Source organism: Nostoc linckia z4 (genome assembly GCF_002608075.1).
Lineage (GTDB): Bacteria > Cyanobacteriota > Cyanobacteriia > Cyanobacteriales > Nostocaceae > Nostoc > Nostoc linckia.
On the sequence record NZ_LAHA01000011.1, the window covers coordinates 112495 to 130795 of the forward strand.

The window sequence follows — 18301 nt, forward strand, 5'->3', positions numbered from 1 at the left end:
GATAGTCCTGAAGACTAAGTGGGAAAGATAATACTCAGTTGCTCCAAGGGATAAGGAAGTCAGGAAGATGGGGGATGAGTGAAATGGGGTGAAACCACGCCCACCACCCCATGTCTCCATACTTCTAATGCCCCATCCCCTTGCTCATTCCCCAATGCCCCATGCCCCATGCCCAATGCCCCAAAATGAAAAATCACTGGTTGGCTGTAAATAAAGTTGCTTTACCACGATTGCTACAGTGGGTGAATCTCCGGCCAGAGGAGAGCGAACGCACTCAATTAATGTTCGTATTTTACACTGTTGTATCTGTAGGATTGCGGTGGGCAGAGGATAGTACAGTAGCACTGTTTTTGGGCGAATATGAGACTAATCTACTACCTTGGATGTATGTTGCTAGTGCTGTTGTGAGTACGGGACTGGTTTTTTTATATTCTTGGTTGCAAAAGGTTTTTCCTTTACGTCAGGTAATTGTGGCCATTGCACCTTGTATGGTGACGCCATTAGTTTTATTGGTTTTATTACGTTGGGGAACTAATGTTTCCTACCTGGCGGTGATTTTGGTGTTTCTGTTGCGGTTGTGGGTAGACGCACTTTATGTACTCAATGACCTCAACACGTCCATTGTTGCCAACCAAATATTTAACATTCGAGAAATTAAGCGCACTTATCCACTGGTGAGTAGCGGTCTTTTGGTAGCAGATGTCATTAGTGGTTTTAGTTTGCCTTGGTTAGTGCAGTACGCCAGACTGAATAAGGTGATCCTCATCGCCTGTGCGGTGATTTTATTGGGATCGGCGATTTTATTTTATTTAACTCATCAGTATCGAGCAGCGTTTCCGGAAACTCCACAAATCACAATTCCTGGGGAACAAGTTTCACGACAGCGTTTCCTCAAAAGTCCTTTGAAACGGTATGTTTGGCATTTATTTGCTTTTGTGGGTTTGTTGCAGGTGATTGGGTTGTTAGTGGATTTTCAGTATTTGCGCGAACTCCAATCAAGTTTAAACGACCAGGAACTGGCTAGCTTCTTGGGTCTGTTTGGTGGGATGTTGGGCTTGTGTGAGTTGTTAATCCAGTGGTTTATTTCTAGCCGACTGATTGAACGAATGGGAGTATTTTTTACTGCCACGCTTTTACCAATCGCTATAGGCTTTTTACTTCCAGGAGTGTTGGTATTTTTGCATTTAATCCCAGGAATGCAATCGCAGAGTTTTTTCTGGGGTTTAGTAATTGTCAAATTCTGCGATGAACTTCTACGCTACACCTTTGTGATGAGTAGCGGCCCCATACTCTATCAACCAATTCCAGAAGCAATTCGCAGCCAGATGCAAACTTTATCTGGGGGAACTGCGGAAGCCATCGCCACAGGGTTGACAGGATTGGTAATTTTTGTCACCTTATTAATTTCTAAGCATTTTGTACCTGAGCCGCTACAAAAATGGGTGTTAGTAGCAGAAACAATGCTGATAGCCGGCACCTGTTTAAAAGTAGTTTGTCAATTGCGATCGCGTTACGTTGATTTGTTAGTTTTAAGTGTGGCACGAGGTCAACTAAGTGCAACCAATGTCGGTCTCAAATTCTTTAAACAAGGCGTAGTCAAAGCATTGGCTGAAAAAGGCAATGAGGCAGATAAACACTCTTGCATTGAACTTTTAGCTCAAATTGATTCCCAAGGTGCTGCGGAAGTTTTAGCACCTTTATTAGTGAAGTTAACCCCGGATTTGCAGTGCCAAAGTTTGGAAGTGATGCTGATGGGGGGTGCAAATCCAGTCTATGTACCTGCTATCCGTCCTTTGTTGGAACAATCCCAAGAAACTAACCCCGAAGTTTTTGCCCTGGCGCTGCGCTACATTTGGCTAGCTGACCCAAATCCCAATTTAAGCCTCCTGGAAGAATACCTCAATCCCCGACATAACTCACTGATCCGCGCCACCGCCGCTGCTTTAGTTTTACGCCAAGGAACTCCCATACAAAAGGTAGCAGCTACCAAAACCATGCGCCGAATGTTGACTCATAAGCAAGAACGGGAACGGATAAATGGAGTTAGGGCACTCAGAGAAGCAGTTTATTTGCAAGCGTTACGAATTCACATTCCAAATTTGTTACAAGACGAATCTTTACGAGTGCGTTGTGCTGTCTTAGAAATGATTGGCGCAACTCACTCAGAAGAGTACTATTGTGCGCTGATTGCTGCACTTTACTACAAATCAACCCGTAGCACCGCAATGTTAGCCCTAACGCGGCTGGAAAATGAAGCCCTAAATATGCTCTTGCAGTTGGCTACGGATATTTACAAACCAGAAGTAGTGCGGATGTATGCTTGGCGTACCATTGCTCAAATTGGTACTCAAGAAGCAATGGAGGCTTTATGGGAAAACTTAGAAACCTGTTGGGGTACTACCAGGGATCATATTCTTCACAGCTTACTCAAAATACACAAACAACCGGGAATTACAGGTTTAGGCGATCGCTTTTATGAAAGTCGGGTAGAAAAATTAATCGAGCAGGAATTACGATTTTTAGGTGAAATTTACGGTGCTTATATAGACTTTCAAAATATAGACAAACAAGAAGATTATCAATCCAGCGAAAGGATTTTGATTGTCTGTGAATTATTGCAACGCTCTCTGAGAGAATTAGAATTAGATGTCAGAGAACGGTTGTTACTTTTACTAAGACTGCTTTATTCCCCAGAAAAGATGCAAGCAGCAGCGTTTAATTTGCGATCGCTTTCAGTGGTCAACTTAGCGCGGGGGTTAGAAATCCTAGAACACACCGTAACTTTGCCTTCCAAGTCGCTATTGTTGAATATTTTAGATCGGCGAACAGAGCCGGAAAAATTACAACATTTAGTAGAAGCAAAAATTGTGGAATATGAAAGTATGTTTGTTAGCGATCGCCTCCACAGATTGCTACTGTTAGGTAATTTGCTCTCAGACTGGTGTCTCGCTTGCTGTTTTCATTTTGCTCAAGTTGCTCGTATCCGACTCACAAGTTCTGAGATTTTAGCTAGTTTACGCCATCCCACTGGCTTTGTTCGAGAAGCCGCCATTGCATACTTGAATATGGTTTCACAGCGCGTCCTCTTCCAAATCCTGCCCCAATTACAAAACGATCCACATCCTCTAGTAGCCGCCCAAGTAAAGGAATTATTAGAGAAATATCGATTCAAAAGTTATTAAACTGTTACGCATTGAAATTGCATATTAGACCTGTCTTACAAAGTTCTGAGCCAAGGAAGCCTTGGCTCAACGTCACTTGCTTTGCGACGCAAGGCGACAGGAACGTAGTGGTTCGACTTTGCGCTTTGTCTTTAAAAACACTAATGACCAATGACTAAATTGCAAAGGATGGACGATGCCTAATCCAAGGTTTAGCTGCTTCGATTTGTGCTGCTAGGCTGATGAGTGTGGCTTCTGCTGCCGGTTTGCCAATGAGCTGTACGCTGATGGGTAAACCCTTACTATCAAATCCTACAGGAATGGCGATCGCTGGTTGTCCAGTTGCGTTGGCAGGTGGACAAGGTGCAACCCATTGAACAATATTTTGGAATGTCTCTTCTGGACTCAAATTAGCCCATTCCCCAACACGGATGGGTGAATGCAAATAAACTGGCAATATCAGCACATCCACGCTATCGAAAAACGCCACAATTTGCCGTGCTACTACCTGCATTTGGGCGACTGCTTGTAGATACTCAGCTACGGAACCAGTGCGGGCAAATAGCCAGCGATTTAATGGCTGCAAAGCTTCCACAGGAAGTCCTGACGCTGCTACCCCAGCTTGCCAAACGATTTGAAATGGTTCAACTAAACCGCTAAAATCTGGAGATTTTTGTTCCACTTGATGGCCGAGTTCTTCTAATAACTTCACTGTTTCTCGGACACCTTGCTGACAGTTGGTGTCAGCTTCTCCCAAAGGAATAATGCTAGTGTCAAAAGCTATTCGCAAAGAACTGGGTTTTGTTTGGCTGGCGGTGAAAAAAGATGTTTCAGGATTTGGTAACCAGTAAGGATCCCCTGTGACATACCCAGACATCACATCTAAAAGCGCAGCCGCATCAGCTACAGTCCGCGCTATTGGGCCGTTGGTGGCAATTCCAGCGAGGCGTTCGCCCACGGGTGCCTTACTCACCCTACCCCGTGATGGTTTTAGTCCCACCAAACCACAACAAGCCGCAGGCCCCCGAATGGAACCACCGCCATCAGAACCTTGGGCTACGGCACATAATCCTGCTGCTACCGCCGCCGCCGCACCACCACTAGAACCGCCAGGGGTGTATTCTAAATTCCACGGATTTCTTGCTGGGGGAAAACCCGTAGGTTCGCTGTAAGGCAATGAACCTAATTCGGATGTGGCTGTTTTACCGAGAATAATAAAACCAGCCTGTTTAATCTTGGTTACCACTACATCATCATAGCTAGCGATATTGTTAATTAATGCCGGATTTCCATAGGTACAAGTAACGCCAGCTACAGCATTCAGGTCTTTAATGGAAATCGGCACACCAAAAAATGGTGGTAGTTCTGAGGTAGTTGTTAGTAATTCTGTTTTAGCTTTGGCATCTTCGATGGCCGTTTGTGCTGTGAGTGTAAAATAACTTCCTAATTGGGGATTTAACTGTCCAATACGTTCTAAATATATTTCTACCAACTCTAGCGGTGATACTTCCCGGCGACGGATTAATTGGGCTAACTCTAGTGCTGGGGTAAATGCTAAATCAACTTCATTCATAGCTTAGTGAATAGGTAGTTTCGTCTTTATTTTGGGATTTTTAAACTCAAATTGTTACTTTAGTAGGATTTTGGGGAACTATATATTCAATAGTTCCTGAAATTTGTGATTCATTTAGGATGCTCAGAGGCAATAGAGGTGGTTATGTTCTTACTCCAGCCATTTTAATTGTTTCGCATATATTTTCGACAAATCCCTAAGGGGTATTTATGGCTAACCTCGAATTACTGGTCAGTGAATTGCCAAAATTGATTCAAAGCTTGAAGCTCACCATCGGCGATTCTCATGAAATCATGCAACAAATTATCCTAATTAATAATGCTCAGGAAGAACTCAGGAATATTCAAAAGTTAATTACTCAGGAATTAAAATTTGGCAATATCAATAATTCCGCCATCGCCACACTTCCTCGAATTAATACATCAGCCAGTTTATTTGTATCTGATGTTGGATTAATAAATACAGTATTAGCAGCAAAATTTGGTAATAGGGAAACTAAACTTTCATTAATTGATTTAGAGAAAAAAATCGATGCCTGGATTGAATGGGGTTATTTTTTGCAGGCGTTAGCTGCTGATATTCTCAGTGATGTTCAATTGGTAAATCAATTCAATTCTGATAGTTACCATATCAGCTTACCTGTTAATTTTCAAGAAATTGCCGAAAAATTAAAAATCAATTTAATGTTTAATAACCCCAAAAAATTAGAATTTCAACTGCAACAACTCAGTAAGTATCAACATGAATTATTACAGTTAGAACAAAAATTAAATTATATTTTTAATACTGTCAAAACTAGTCATAGTTTGCTTACTATTTTATTAGGAATTTCTGCTTTTTGTGGAAAATCTGGATTTACTTTAGAGTGGTTGGATGATGACCACGAATTAATTATCACAACTGATGGAAAAATCCAAGAACTCACAAATATTTTGAATGATTGTGATATTTTTCAAGAACAGACTGCAAGTTTAATTATTCACAGTGACTCTTTAAAAAAACAAGCAGAACAAGCTCTAAAAAAAATAGAGCAACAAAGTACTAAAAAAATAATTCATAATAATGAATTAGAAAAACCCATAAAAATTACCACATCAAAAATATTAAATTCCGCTTTTTTTATAGTCTCAACCATATTATTATTAGGTTTTTGTAGTCGGCAAATGCCAAATCAAAACCTTCAATTAGAAAGTCGAAATTTAAATCCAGAAGAAAGAGCGATCGCTAATTTTAAATCTGCTCAAAAACTCGGTTTAGAAGCTGCTTCTCTAGTCCAAAAACCACCACATTCTTTACAAGTATGGCAACAAGCAGAAACTAAATGGCATCGAGCAATCAAGCTATTAAATAGTATTCCTCCTCAAACGTCAGTTGCTAATCAAGCCAAAAATAAATTAACTCGTTATCAAGCTAACTATGCCGCTATCAGTAAAATAGTATTAACTGAAAAAACAGCAATCAATAACTTAAAATCAGCACAAAAGTTAGCAATAGAAGCTACCTTCTTTGTTCATAATTCGCCTCATTCAGCAATAACTCGCCAGCAAGCAAAAGATAAATGGGAACAAGCTATTAATTTATTAGAAGCTATTCCAGAAAATAGCTCTGTTTCTGCACAAGCTAAAGAAACGCTGCCTATTTATAAAACTAACTATGCTGCTATTAGATCTAAATAACCCAAAACTAATATATCGCAATCCGATTTAATTAATTCCTGAACTACTCGTACAAACAGGGTTGGGGGAACGGCGAACTCTTGACAGGTAAAAAGTAATAAAAATGTACTACCCTCCACTCCCCATTACCTACCCCCTTTTTCAACTTGGTTTAAATTTCGATACTCATCAAATTACCGATAATTGGAAATTGATTACAGTGATTATACTAAATTTAATATTTTATTTATATTCTTTGAGATTTCCGTAGCGATTGCCCAAATACTTATAAATCAAGCTTTTTTAATTAATTACTTGTCTTGCTAGTGTCACAGAATACATTAAAAATGATGTTTTGAATACTTTTCTGGTGAAATAAAAACTATATATTTTGCACATCTAGCACAGTAGGAAACGCCGAGGGGGAGACTGGGTAAAAGGTACAAGGTAAAAGCTACAAAGTAATCAAGGTAAATTCCCTTCTTCATTTTTGCCCGCTTTCTATCCTTGTGGCGCAAGCATTTCCCCTGCTCCATCTCGGCGTTTTGATTTTTCCTTCATCCGTTGCAGCAAGCTCACAACAGCTGCGACGGATTTTTGCTTTTTTTAGTTTCTGCCATCTAAATCCCAGAAGAATCTAGGAATTGATGTTTGACTTCACAAGACGCATGAAATCCGCTATCCGTCAGTAAACAAATCTCGCGCTCTAGCTAAACGCGATATTAAGTTGCAACTTTTGGTTTTTGTAAACCGCTGTTGGTATTTAAGTAAATAACTTTGATTTCATATTTTGTCAAGACGTTTATAACAATTTTTTATAAACAGAGAATAAAGGTATCAAAATTTAGGGTATGGGGAGAGGGTGGAGAAAAATAGCTACCTTGTCCCCCTTGTCTACTAGACCTTTTGCAAAAGTGCTTTTTACACTCTTTGTTGTGGGAAAAGGGAAAATACCAAACCTTTCCCCCTTTCCCTTCCCCTTTTCCTTACTTCTCTTAGAAGTCTACTGTCCCCCTCGCCCTTATTCCTGTGCCCCGGCTTTTTGTAAACTCCGCACTATATTTTGGTAACCATTAAATTCTGCAATCATCAAAGCAGTGTAACCGCCTCGGTTTTTCAAATTCAAATCTGCCCCGGCTTGGATTAATAACTGCACAATATTTCCATCACCTGCTGAAGCAGCCCACATCAATGCTGTTGCTTTGGCTGAGTCTTGAAAATTTACATCTGCGCCCTTTGTTAAGAGCATTTTTATTACTTGTGTATGCTGGCGTTCGGTTGCTTTAGTTAAAGCGCTTTTGCCATCATCTGCTGGAATATTGGCGTCAGCACCATAGTCTAGCAACACTTTCACCGTTTGGGTGTGTCCTTGTAATGCAGCCAACGTCAAAGGTAATTCACCGAGGTTTTTTCCAGAAATATCTGCCCCAGAACGTAACAAAGCTTCCACAATATCGCTGTGTCCTTGTAATGCTGCCACTAGCAATGGTGTGTCACCAAGGTGGTTTCTAATTTGGACATCTGCACCTTTGTTAAGCAACACTTCCACCACATCAACGTAGCCTTCCACAGCAGCCAGGTGTAAAGCTGTTTCACCATCTCCATCTTGGAGATTAATTTCGGCATCTCCATCTAGTAAAGCGGATACGATCGCACTATGTCCCGCAGCCGCCGCCGCCGATAATGCACTTCCACCAGCAGCGTTTTTTGCCTTGACATCAGCCCCCGCCGCCAACAGTGCTTGGACAACCTCTAAATGTCCCAAATCTGCCGCTAACATCAAGGGTGTCTCACCCTCTTCATCTGGGACATTAACATCTATACCAGTTTCCAGAATCGCTTTTATAACTTCTACGCGTCCGTGCTTAACTGCCAACTTCAAAGCCGTATCATCATCTTTATCGGTGATATCTACTCCTGCACCAGCAGCCAACAAAACTCGTACTACATCCACATAACCTTTAACTACTGCTGCCATTAAAGCTGTGCTGCCATCTTCATTGGTGGCGTTCACATCCGCACCTCTGGATATTAAAAGTTGCACAATGTCAAGTTGTTTGGCGCTAGCTGCCAACATCAAAGCCGTCAAACCATAAAGTTTTCTTTTGAGGTTGATATTTGCCCCAGCATCCAGGAGCGATCGCACAATTTCCGTGTAGCCCAAATTAGCAGCAAACATTAACGCCGTAGTGCCTTGGCGATCGCACCCATCTACCAAAGCACCAGCAGCCAGCAGTCCACGCAGCCCCTTAATATCACCACTTTTAGCAGCCTTTAGCAGCAAAGTATCGTTGTTTTCAATCATCGATGAAATCCCACACAGGGAAGTTTGATTCGTCTGGCCTCAAAATTTAGTCTGAGATTCTTTATCCACTTTGGCAAGGGGGGATGAGGAAGCTGGTAGGCAGGGGAAAAGGTTAAAGGGAAAAGGGAAAAGGGAAAAGGAATAAATTTAATCTTTCCCCTTACCCCCTTACCCCTTTCCCTTTCCCCATACCCAATGCTCAATGTACAGAAAATAGAGTTATGCTAATTTTTATGAAGATTTAATACTTGGGCGAGGGCACGATGAGTCTGCAACTTTCTCCGTCGGTTAAATATTGGCTGAACTTCTTTCATCCGCTAATTATGTGGGCGCTATTAGCAGTCTCAATTTATGCTGCCTACTTGGGCTTACAAGTACAGCGTACCAGAAATGCTCAAGGCGAAGAAAAGAAAGAACTAATTAAAGGTAGATATAACGTTAGACATTATCAAATCGGGTCTATACTCCTAGCTTTGATGGTGACAGGTGCAATTGGAGGGATGGCTGTCACTTACATCAATAATGGCAAGTTATTTGTAGGGCCTCACCTGCTAGCAGGGTTGGGGATGACTGGTCTGATTGCATTTTCAGCGGCTTTGTCTCCCTACATGCAAAAAGGAGCAAATTGGGCGCGTGCAACTCACATTTTGTTGAATTTCACGCTTTTAGGACTTTTTGCTTGGCAGGCTGTAACTGGAGTACAAATTATCCAAAGAATTCTTACTAAAGCATAATCATTTGTGATTCGTGATTTGTCATTTGTTATAAACCAATGACAAAAAACGAACAACTGTTAACAAATTGTTTGGATTTGTTTCACGCACGAGGGGTGAAACAAATCTAAAATCTAAAATCAGTTGACTCACCGCTTTTTCTTGGAATTATTAGGAAAGGGTATTTGCAAAGATCGGTGAAAATCTTCTTGGACTTTGCGAGTTAAGCGGCGGGAGACTTGGCGAACAATTTGATTGAGTAAGCGATCGCCTGTAGATTGAATTAAAGATTTGGGTAATCGCTGAATAAATCTCGGAAAGTGTATGTAAACTACCAAATCCAACTCCCATTCAACTTTGGTCACGTTAGCAATATCAGTACAAATATCACTGACCACGTTTTCTGTTAATCTAAGAGATGCGCGGTAATCTACGTCATAACCAGGCGGTTGGTAGTCAGGAATCGGAATTGTACGGATGCGGTAAATACCCTCGTCTGGAGGTAATAGTTCTAAACCAATTTTTGGTTCTACTTCATAACCAAAAGAACCAAAACGACCAATTACCAGAGCATAGCCATTTTCCCCCAACGGTTGCACCTTCATGGGTTCAGCACAGCGCGAAAACCACGAACTGTGAGAATTCAGGTACTCAGCAACCTTGACTGCTGGAGCAAACATTTCCATACAGTCTTGATAACGACCATGAAATTTTGTGAACGTTTCTAAATTTCCTTGTGTTAATGTCTGGTTTGCTTCTTCTTGGCTGGATGCAACTGGTAAAAGTGCTTCTGTTATTTCCAAGGATTGATATTCGCCGTCTCTTAAAAGCATAAATACGTGACTGTATACTTGGGCGTTTGTCTATATTAATAATTCCCTGTTGATTTGCGTCGTTTCGCACAAGTATCCTATTTTGACAGAAACCTCAAGAATCTGCCATCAGCTCCATAGAATCACTAAAATAAAGAACTGAACAAGCACACAATAGTTTCCCAGGATAGCATTTCTCATGAAAGCATTTGTAGCAGGGGCAACGGGTGAAACAGGTCGCCGCATCGTGCAAGAATTGGTAGCGCGGAATATTCCCGTGCGGGCTTTAGTGAGGGATATAGAAAAAGCAAAGGGTATTGTATCTCCGGAAGCTGAATTGGTGGTAGGCGATGTCTTACAACCAGAAACTCTGACTGCTGCGCTGGGAGATAGCACAGTTGTGTTGGTTGCGACTGGGGCAAAACCTAGCTTTGACCCCACTGGCCCCTATAAAGTGGATTTTGAAGGTACGAAAAATTTAGTGGATGCTGCTAAAGCCAAGGGAATCGAGCATTTTGTCTTAGTTTCTTCTTTGTGTACATCTTTGTTGTTCCATCCACTGAACTTGTTTTGGCTGATTTTGGTGTGGAAAAAGCAAGCGGAAGAATACATTCAAAAAAGTGGTCTGACTTATACCATTGTGCGTCCTGGCGGATTAAAGAATGAAGATAATACCGACTCCATTGTGATGCAGGGTGCTGATACGCTGTTTGACGGTAGCATTCCTCGACAAAAAGTCGCTCAAGTTAGCGTCGAGGCGCTGCTGGAACCAGCTGCACGCAATAAAGTTGTGGAGATTGTAGCGAAACCTGAAGCAGCACCGAAAAGTTTTGCAGAGCTATTTCTACAGTGTTAGGTGGAAAGTTGACTGTTGACTGATGATAAGCGATCGCTCTTTAGTGTGAAGGCGATCGCTCTTTATATTATTCTGGTTAAAAAAAGAATTGCATCATATTATTTTCTAGTCTTTTTTTGAAGAATAATTAAATAAGTAGTAGTTGAGGTAGCGATGTCTGTGCAATTGCTAAGACGGAAATTCACAGTTGAGCAATATCATAAAATGGTTGATTCGGGGATTCTCAAAGAAGATGACCGAGTGGAATTGGTTCGGGGAGAAATTATTGAAATGTCGCCAATTGGGACAAAACACGCTGCTTGTGTAAATCGACTAGTTAATTTGTTGGTGCAGCTATTGGGGAAACGCGCTATAGTTGCTGCTCAAAATCCAGTTGTGTTGAACAATAACTCAGAACCTCAGCCAGATGTGGCATTAGTCAAACCCCGTGATGATTTCTACGCCACTGCACACCCCCAACCCAAGGATATTTTTTTATTAATTGAAGTGGCTGATTCGACTATTTTGTATGACCGGGAAGCGAAAATTCCTTTATATGCAGAAGCTAACATTATTGAAGTTTGGTTAGTAGATATTAACGAGGAAATTGTCGAAGTTTATCAACAACCAACAACCGCAGGATATCATCATCTTCAAAAGTTAGCTAGCGGTCAAACTTTATCAATTCCAAGTTTCTCTGATGTCAGCATTACTGTTGATGAAATCTTTGGCAGATAAAATTACTTCTTTCTTTATTCCCCTGCCATTCCTTCAAAACGTAAAAAACGCACTTTACCTGAAGAATCCCCAACTACAGAAAACTAGCATGGTAGATGCTGTAACAAATGTCTTTATCTATCTTTTGTCGCTTTAAATATTCAATCCACTCATCCATAATCCCCGCGTCCCCCGTACCCTTCTCTTCTCTACGAGACGCTACGCGAACGGGAAGCAAGCTACGCCTAGCGGCGACCACAGGAGAAGTTCAGATGCCTGCGGCAACCCTTTCGGTGTACGGACTTCTCTTTGTGTCCGCGTATCCCCGTGTCAGCCTCAATCATCCCCTTGTTCAGCAATGGCTTTTTTCTAATGGGTATAACCTTGCAACCATATAGATGCTTGGATATTTAAAGATAGCCGTGTATGGTATAGAAATGTATAGAATCTTGAAAAGATATAAAATATAGTTCTTAAATGCAAACTTTTTCAGTATCTTCCTCAATGCAGCTGTCTGTACCACCAAAACACTTGCAGCCTATGAAGATTGTCGCACTGGGGGACAGCTTAATATATGGATTTGGCGACCCGGAAAAAGGGGGATGGATTGAGCAACTACGGCGATGGTGGATGTTGCCGGATAGTGCGGGTCACGTTCTCTATAATTTAGGGGTCAGGGGCGATCGCACGCAACAAGTAGCCCAAAGGCTAGAAGTTGAATTTCGCCATCGCGGTGAGCTACGAAATCGCGTTCCCGATTTGATTATTTTATCAGTAGGGGTCAATGATTCAGCTCGTTTGGCGCGTCCTGATGGACGAAGTTACACAGATTTTGCTGTATTTGAAAAAGAAATCGCTTCTCTGTTGGATTTAGCACAACAACTGTGTCCTGTGTTGTTTGTCGGCATGGTGCCAGTGGATGAAGCTAAAATGCCATTTTTAGATTGCTTTTACTATAATCATAGCGATCAGTACCGCTACAAAGAAGCAACTCGCATTGCTTGTGAGAAACGACAAATTCCCTATTTAGATATTTTTGATATGTGGATGGAACGCAGTGAAGCTTGGCGACTCAAACGCTTGAGTGATGACGGACTTCATCCCAACACACTAGGTTATCAAGCTTTGTTAGAAGATGTCATCAATTGGGATGCTCTTGCAAGTTATCATTCTCTAAGTTTGGTTACCACTTAAAACCATGCTAATTTTAGATTTTGAATTTTGGATTTTAGCTTCAATCCAAAATCCAAAATCTAAAATCTAAAATCTAAAATTACTCTTATGACACCAACTTTACTAGGTCGCTGGCAAACTCGATTATTATTACTTGCAACTGTAGGCATACTGGTATCTTTACCCTTTGCAATGGGTTTGATTGGTTCTGGTGCTAATTCAGTTTATTTTTGGATACTTGGTTACATCGCCATCTTTGGCTTGGGTTGGGATGTAGTTTATAACTATCTGCAAAAATTCCGTTGGGACAGAGATTGGCCAGCAGTATATCAACTGTTAGCTGGTATTTGGGAATTATTGTTTGTGTTTTGTGGAATCAAAGTTTTTGGCTTTTTACCAATACCTTTGCCTAAAGAAGAACTCTCACCAACAGATTTTTTATTGCACTATAGCATTGTCTGGTTAGCAGTTTTTATTACTTCCCAAAGCTTAATGCGAATCGTATTTCTTCGTTGGCGTTTCCGGGGTGGAGAGTGGTTGTAATTTTTAATTGTTAATAGTTACATTTTATCTACGTTTCTAAATACTTATGTCTGTAGCAGTGTCTTGAAGCAATTTTTAACATAATAGAATACAGATAATAATAGGGTAGCACAGTGTTGCTACCCTATTTTGTATTGTATTTGGCACTTATGAGCATTACTGTGCTAAAAAAATATATCTGTATTATTATCTACCTGACTCAGATTTAATTTCTGCTCAATAAAGTACAATGTCAAATTTTGATTTGGTTATTCAGCTATTTCTGCAACTGACAGTAATTTTAGTGACTTGTCGCATAGTTACGATTTTAGGACGCCGCTATCTGGGACAAACTGATGTTGTTTGCGAAATGATTGCAGGTGTGATGTTAGGTCCGTCGCTTTTAGGTTTGATTGCACCAAATTTTCAACAATGGTTATTTCCTAAGCTGCCAATTATCACTGCTTTAGGAGATAAAATACCCAATCCATCGATGTCGATTTTATATGCTATCAGTCAAATTGGATTGGCAATTTATATGTTTTTGATTGGTTTAGAGTTTAATACAAAACTTTTAAAACATCATATCAAAAGTGCTGGTTTATTATCCGCTTCTGGGATTATTACTCCTTTTATTTTAGGAGCGATCGCTTCTTTTTTCTTATATCAAAATGGCAATTTCTTTCAACCAAAAGTAGTGCCTTGGTCAGCAGCTTTATATTTGGGTGCATCGATGACAATCACCGCTTTTCCGATGTTAGCTCGCATTCTTTACGAACGCGGACTCGCGCAAACTCGCTTTGGGACTTTGGCTTTAGGTGCAGCATCGGTGGATGATGGAGTTGCTTGGTGTTTGCTGGCCATCGTCCTTGCTAGCGTGAAAAATTCCATCAATATCGCCATTTTAGCAATTGGTGGTGGTATTTGCTACATTCTATTTGCAATTTTTATCGGGCAACGTTTACTTAAAGTCTTCACAAACATCACAAAACGTGATGCAGGTGTGAGCAGACAAACATTAACTTTGTTTTTGATAGTTTTGATGTTTTGTGCGTGGTTTACTGATATCACAGGTATCTATGCAATATTCGGTGCATTTGTGTTGGGAGCAGTCACGCCACGGGGGGAATTCGCCCAACAAATTCGCCAATATACAGAATTTTTCACCACTTCTTTTTTGCTACCGATATTTTTTGTTTTTTCTGGATTGAATACACAAATTGGATTAGTAAACACCCCTGCATTATGGGGAATTACCATATTAATTGTAGCGATCGCAGTTATCGGTAAAGGCATTGCTTGTATGTTAGCCGCAAAATTAGCAGGAGAAAATTGGCGGGAATCAGCAATTATCGGTACTCTGATGAATGCTCGCGGTTTAATGGAGTTAATCATCCTGAATATTGGTCTTGAACAAGGTATAATTACCCCCACTTTATTCACTATCATGGTTATTATGGCGATAGTCACTACACTGATGGCATCGCCCTTAGTGGCCTTTTTGTTGCACGGTACAAGTTATGAAAAATTTACCGTTTAAGCACATCTATAAAGAATTAATTCCTGATAGTAACTGTAGCAAATTACTGAGTGTTGACTGTTAACTGTTGATTGTTGACTGAGAATAACCCTTGTCTTTAGAAGATTTGGGGTTTATTCCAATACGGTTGGGATCAGCAGTATAAACTTCCCTTGTGGTCTGGGAAAAGGTTAAGGGGTAAAGGATGTATTTGAAACCTTTCCCCTTTAACCCAACCGTATTGGGAGTTATTCTCTTCGTTTCTTCCTTGTATTGTGACCTCAAGAACTCATATTGTTATCTTGGATTAACAGTAACTTACATCACAAATCAGAGAAAATTAGTCTTCAGTGTATCTGATAAATTTGACGGATAGTTCTTAATTCATAATTAAACTTACAAGCTTATAAATTGATTGAGACAGCGATTAATCCCTGAATTTGCAATTTAAAATTTGGAGTTTGTGGAATCTCTCAGTAAGAATAGGGGTTGACATTTTCCAATCTTTTAAACAATTATCTTAGGGAAACCAGATAGTTACTTTTGAGGAAACCATGCACACAGTTATTCTCGTTCTGGTTGAGGTACTGATTGTTATTGGACTTTCACGGCTAGTAGGGCTAGGATTTCGTTCTATTAAGCAACCACTGGTAATTGGTGAAATTGTCGCTGGGATTATGCTTGGGCCATCTTTATTTGGTTTAGTAGCTCCCCATGTAGCAGTTACCTTATTTCCACCAGAAACTATTCCTTTTCTAAATGTTTTGTCTCAAGTGGGACTAATATTTTTCATGTTTCTGATTGGATTAGAACTAAATCCAAAATACCTCAGCGGCCAGCTAGAAGTGGCAGTTTTAACTTCTCATGTCAGTATTTTGGTGCCTTTTTCCTTGGGAACATTACTAGCGGTGGTGCTTTATCCTCTGGTTTCCAACGCTAGTGTGTCGTTTACTGCCTTCGCTTTATTTTTGGGTGCGGCAATGTCCATTACTGCCTTTCCAGTATTGGCGCGAATAATAACTGAGAGTAATTTACAAGGAACGCGATTAGGAACCTTAGCGTTAACTTGTGCAGCGGTGGATGATGTCACAGCTTGGTGTTTATTAGCAGTAGCTATAGCTGTTGCTCGTACTGGCAATTTTGCTGGTGCAGTACCGACCATTATTGAGAGCATAGTTTATATCGGCTTCATGCTAACCCTGGGGCGTTGGTTTCTCGAAGGTCTTGCCAAACATTACCAACGTGCGGGACGCCTCAGCCAATTGCTGTTGGCTGGGATTTATATGGGGGTGGTTGCATCCGCATTAATCACTGAATTAATAGGCATTCATTTCATTTTTGGAGCATTTTTACTGGGAGCAGCAATGCCCAAAAATGAAGATTTAGTACGGGAATTGGCAGTAAAAACCGAAGATTTCGTGCTGATATTCTTGCTGCCAATATTTTTTGCTTACAGTGGTTTGCGGACACAGATTGGCTTGCTAAATCGTCCAGAATTATGGCTGTTGTGTGCATTGGTTTTGGCAGTAGCGATCGCAGGTAAATATTTTGGTACTTACATTGCAGCTCGTGTTAGTGGCATTAATAAACGAGAAGCCTCGGCACTCGGTTGGTTAATGAATACTCGCGGTTTAACCGAGTTGATCGTGCTAAATATTGGTCTGGAATTAGGAGTAATTTCCCCTTTAGTATTTACCATGCTAGTAATTATGGCGCTGGTAACTACATTTATGACCTCGCCATTGTTGGAATGGACATATCCGAAAAAACTCATCCGGTTAGATGTTGTAGAACCAGAGTTGCAAACAGAGACCGAAACACATTTAGGTAGAGAAGATACCACTGTTGAAGATTTAACTTACACTCGTCCCTACCGGATTTTAGTACCAGTGGCTAATCCCAATACTCAAAAGGGCTTAGTACAGTTGGCAGTGGCAATTGCTCTTAACCATCAACAATCTGCTGTTGTGCATCCCCTCAGCTTAATTGAATTTGAAGAAGACTATGCCTTTGAAAGTACCCCAGTTGAAGCAGACCGATTAATTGCCCAGCGCCGCCAGCAACTAGAAGAATTAATTAATACTCTCGAACCCCCACAAACACGCTCCTACGTGCATCCCATTGTTCGCACATCTAGCAATGTTGCACGGGAAACAGCCCAAATTGCTGCACTAGACCAAGTAGATTTAATTCTTGTAGGATGGCATCGCCCAGCCTTTAGTAGCAACCGTTTAGGGGGAAGAGTCGGTCAAATTCTTACCACTGCGCCAGTGGATGTAGCAGTATTTGTAGACCGGGGAAGCGAGCGATTAGAAAGCTTGTTAGTACCTTATTCTGCAAACATCCACGACGATTTAGCATTAATACTTGCTTTGAGACTGCTGATCAACCATGAAACTTGCATGTTGCAAGTTTTACACGTTTTACCAGAAAATCGCCTCCAGGAAGAATTGAGCTACGAATTGGACATCATGATGGAGCAATTGCCAACTAGTGTACGCGATCGCATAGAAATCAAATTTGTCCAAGCCGCAGATCCTATCCAAGCCGTGGTGGAAGCTTCAAAAAATGTAGACTTGACCATCGCTGGTACCAGTCGCACTTGGGGTATTGAGCGGCAAACCTTGGGAAGATATACAGACCAATTAGCCATTCAATGCCGTTCTTCCCTGCTGATTACCAGGCGCTACAGCCAAGTCACAGCTCATCTAGCTTCCGTGCTTCCTGAAGTTAGTAGTCAACAGCCAACAACTCAGGAATTGAAATTATGAATCACTTCAACTTCAAATCCTTAGCTTTTTACGGAGTAGCCATCAGTTCAGTACTAATACTGTTTAAAACCGTAACTGCCTATGGAGAAAAAAATCTCAAAGCTCCTTTTTTACTGAGCGATCGCTATCGTCTAACACTAGCTGAAAATTTGCCCAACTGTGGAAAATCAGACACCTTGACATTAAACGTTGAGCAGTCAGGTATTTACTTAAATGCCTCTGTATTATCGGCAAACGCCAACGCCGATATTAACCAAAAGCATCCCCTCATCGGCATCTTGAAAAATCAACAGTTGAATTTATCCGGCAAAGTTAACACATCGATTCTTTGCAATATCCCTCAATCCCAGAAAGATCCTCTCAACTCAGTCAAAATTCAAATGCAACTAATCGAAGGAGCCAGTATACCAGGGCAATTAACTTTCAATGACATCCCACAACCTCTAAAATTTACTGCCGTGCCAGAAAAAGTTGAGGAAAAATCTCAAAAGTCTAACAGTCATTAAAAGGGCATTGGGCATGGGGCATTGGGCAGAAGAGGCTCC

General features: G+C 41.0%; 14 protein-coding genes. 11 read left to right on the forward strand and 3 right to left on the reverse strand.

The window, feature by feature from the left end; translation table 11 throughout:
- Window positions 1-88 precede the first annotated feature (88 nt).
- Both VF06_RS42590 and VF06_RS11570 read left to right on the forward strand, forming a co-directional pair.
- On the forward strand, window positions 89-214 hold the full coding sequence (locus VF06_RS42590; RefSeq protein ID WP_257208123.1) for a hypothetical protein: 126 nt from the start codon (window positions 89-91) through the stop codon (window positions 212-214).
- Window positions 186-3182, forward strand: coding sequence for an MFS transporter (locus VF06_RS11570; protein ID WP_244917957.1), 2997 nt, complete (start codon window positions 186-188; stop codon window positions 3180-3182). Before VF06_RS42590 ends, VF06_RS11570 begins: the two co-directional genes overlap by 29 nt.
- A gap of 154 nt (window positions 3183-3336) precedes the next feature.
- Here VF06_RS11570 and VF06_RS11575 read toward each other — a convergent pair whose 3' ends face one another.
- Entirely contained in the window at window positions 3337-4734 is a 1398-nt protein-coding gene (locus VF06_RS11575) for an amidase (protein WP_099071874.1), read from the reverse strand.
- A gap of 209 nt (window positions 4735-4943) precedes the next feature.
- On the opposite strand from VF06_RS11575, the gene VF06_RS11580 reads away from it, so the two are divergent.
- Window positions 4944-6410: a hypothetical protein gene (locus tag VF06_RS11580; protein ID WP_099071873.1), complete on the forward strand. Its 1467-nt coding sequence runs from the start codon at window positions 4944-4946 to the stop codon at window positions 6408-6410.
- A 1000-nt stretch (window positions 6411-7410) separates the two neighbouring features.
- On the opposite strand, the gene VF06_RS11585 is transcribed toward VF06_RS11580, so the two are convergent.
- Window positions 7411-8694 carry an ankyrin repeat domain-containing protein gene (locus VF06_RS11585; protein WP_180267587.1) on the reverse strand — a complete coding sequence of 428 codons (1284 nt, stop codon included), beginning with the start codon at window positions 8692-8694 and terminating at the stop codon, window positions 7411-7413.
- A gap of 263 nt (window positions 8695-8957) precedes the next feature.
- Between VF06_RS11585 and VF06_RS11590 the strand changes: the two genes are divergently transcribed.
- Entirely contained in the window at window positions 8958-9428 is a 471-nt protein-coding gene (locus tag VF06_RS11590) for a DUF4079 domain-containing protein (protein WP_099071872.1), read from the forward strand.
- 128 nt (window positions 9429-9556) lie between these two features.
- Here the strand turns inward: VF06_RS11590 and VF06_RS11595 are convergent, their stop codons facing one another.
- Window positions 9557-10240, reverse strand: a complete 684-nt coding sequence (locus tag VF06_RS11595) for a DUF1997 domain-containing protein (protein ID WP_099071871.1) — start codon at window positions 10238-10240, stop codon at window positions 9557-9559.
- A gap of 178 nt (window positions 10241-10418) precedes the next feature.
- Here VF06_RS11595 and VF06_RS11600 point away from each other — a divergent pair, with 178 nt between their 5' ends.
- From VF06_RS11600 to VF06_RS11630, 7 genes are all read left to right on the forward strand, one after another.
- Window positions 10419-11075, forward strand: coding sequence for an NAD(P)H-binding protein (locus VF06_RS11600; RefSeq protein WP_099071870.1), 657 nt, complete (start codon window positions 10419-10421; stop codon window positions 11073-11075).
- Between the two features lie 153 nt (window positions 11076-11228).
- Window positions 11229-11792 (forward strand): Uma2 family endonuclease, encoded by a 564-nt coding sequence (locus VF06_RS11605; RefSeq protein WP_099071869.1) that lies wholly within the window; start codon window positions 11229-11231, stop codon window positions 11790-11792.
- Window positions 11793-12248: 456 nt separating this feature from the next.
- Window positions 12249-12965 carry a GDSL-type esterase/lipase family protein gene (locus VF06_RS11610; protein ID WP_180267588.1) on the forward strand — a complete coding sequence of 239 codons (717 nt, stop codon included), beginning with the start codon at window positions 12249-12251 and terminating at the stop codon, window positions 12963-12965.
- Between the two features lie 87 nt (window positions 12966-13052).
- Window positions 13053-13487 carry a hypothetical protein gene (locus tag VF06_RS11615; RefSeq protein ID WP_099071868.1) on the forward strand — a complete coding sequence of 145 codons (435 nt, stop codon included), beginning with the start codon at window positions 13053-13055 and terminating at the stop codon, window positions 13485-13487.
- A 229-nt stretch (window positions 13488-13716) separates the two neighbouring features.
- Entirely contained in the window at window positions 13717-15006 is a 1290-nt protein-coding gene (locus VF06_RS11620) for a cation:proton antiporter (RefSeq protein WP_099071867.1), read from the forward strand.
- A 533-nt stretch (window positions 15007-15539) separates the two neighbouring features.
- Window positions 15540-17756, forward strand: coding sequence for a cation:proton antiporter (locus VF06_RS11625; RefSeq protein WP_099071866.1), 2217 nt, complete (start codon window positions 15540-15542; stop codon window positions 17754-17756).
- Entirely contained in the window at window positions 17753-18262 is a 510-nt protein-coding gene (locus VF06_RS11630; RefSeq protein ID WP_099071865.1) for a hypothetical protein, read from the forward strand. Before VF06_RS11625 ends, VF06_RS11630 begins: the two co-directional genes overlap by 4 nt.
- Window positions 18263-18301 lie beyond the last annotated feature (39 nt).

Bases quoted from the DNA above. Each gene is read 5' to 3' on its own strand.
- VF06_RS11570 (WP_244917957.1), top strand. From the start codon at position 186: ATGAAAAATCACTGGTTGGCTGTAAATAAAGTTGCTTTACCACGATTG.
- VF06_RS11575 (WP_099071874.1), bottom strand. From the start codon at position 4,734: ATGAATGAAGTTGATTTAGCATTTACCCCAGCACTAGAGTTAGCCCAA.
- VF06_RS11580 (WP_099071873.1), top strand. From the start codon at position 4,944: ATGGCTAACCTCGAATTACTGGTCAGTGAATTGCCAAAATTGATTCAA.
- VF06_RS11585 (WP_180267587.1), bottom strand. From the start codon at position 8,694: ATGATTGAAAACAACGATACTTTGCTGCTAAAGGCTGCTAAAAGTGGT.
- VF06_RS11590 (WP_099071872.1), top strand. From the start codon at position 8,958: ATGAGTCTGCAACTTTCTCCGTCGGTTAAATATTGGCTGAACTTCTTT.
- VF06_RS11595 (WP_099071871.1), bottom strand. From the start codon at position 10,240: ATGCTTTTAAGAGACGGCGAATATCAATCCTTGGAAATAACAGAAGCA.
- VF06_RS11600 (WP_099071870.1), top strand. From the start codon at position 10,419: ATGAAAGCATTTGTAGCAGGGGCAACGGGTGAAACAGGTCGCCGCATC.
- VF06_RS11605 (WP_099071869.1), top strand. From the start codon at position 11,229: ATGTCTGTGCAATTGCTAAGACGGAAATTCACAGTTGAGCAATATCAT.
- VF06_RS11610 (WP_180267588.1), top strand. From the start codon at position 12,249: ATGCAAACTTTTTCAGTATCTTCCTCAATGCAGCTGTCTGTACCACCA.
- VF06_RS11615 (WP_099071868.1), top strand. From the start codon at position 13,053: ATGACACCAACTTTACTAGGTCGCTGGCAAACTCGATTATTATTACTT.
- VF06_RS11620 (WP_099071867.1), top strand. From the start codon at position 13,717: ATGTCAAATTTTGATTTGGTTATTCAGCTATTTCTGCAACTGACAGTA.
- VF06_RS11625 (WP_099071866.1), top strand. From the start codon at position 15,540: ATGCACACAGTTATTCTCGTTCTGGTTGAGGTACTGATTGTTATTGGA.
- VF06_RS11630 (WP_099071865.1), top strand. From the start codon at position 17,753: ATGAATCACTTCAACTTCAAATCCTTAGCTTTTTACGGAGTAGCCATC.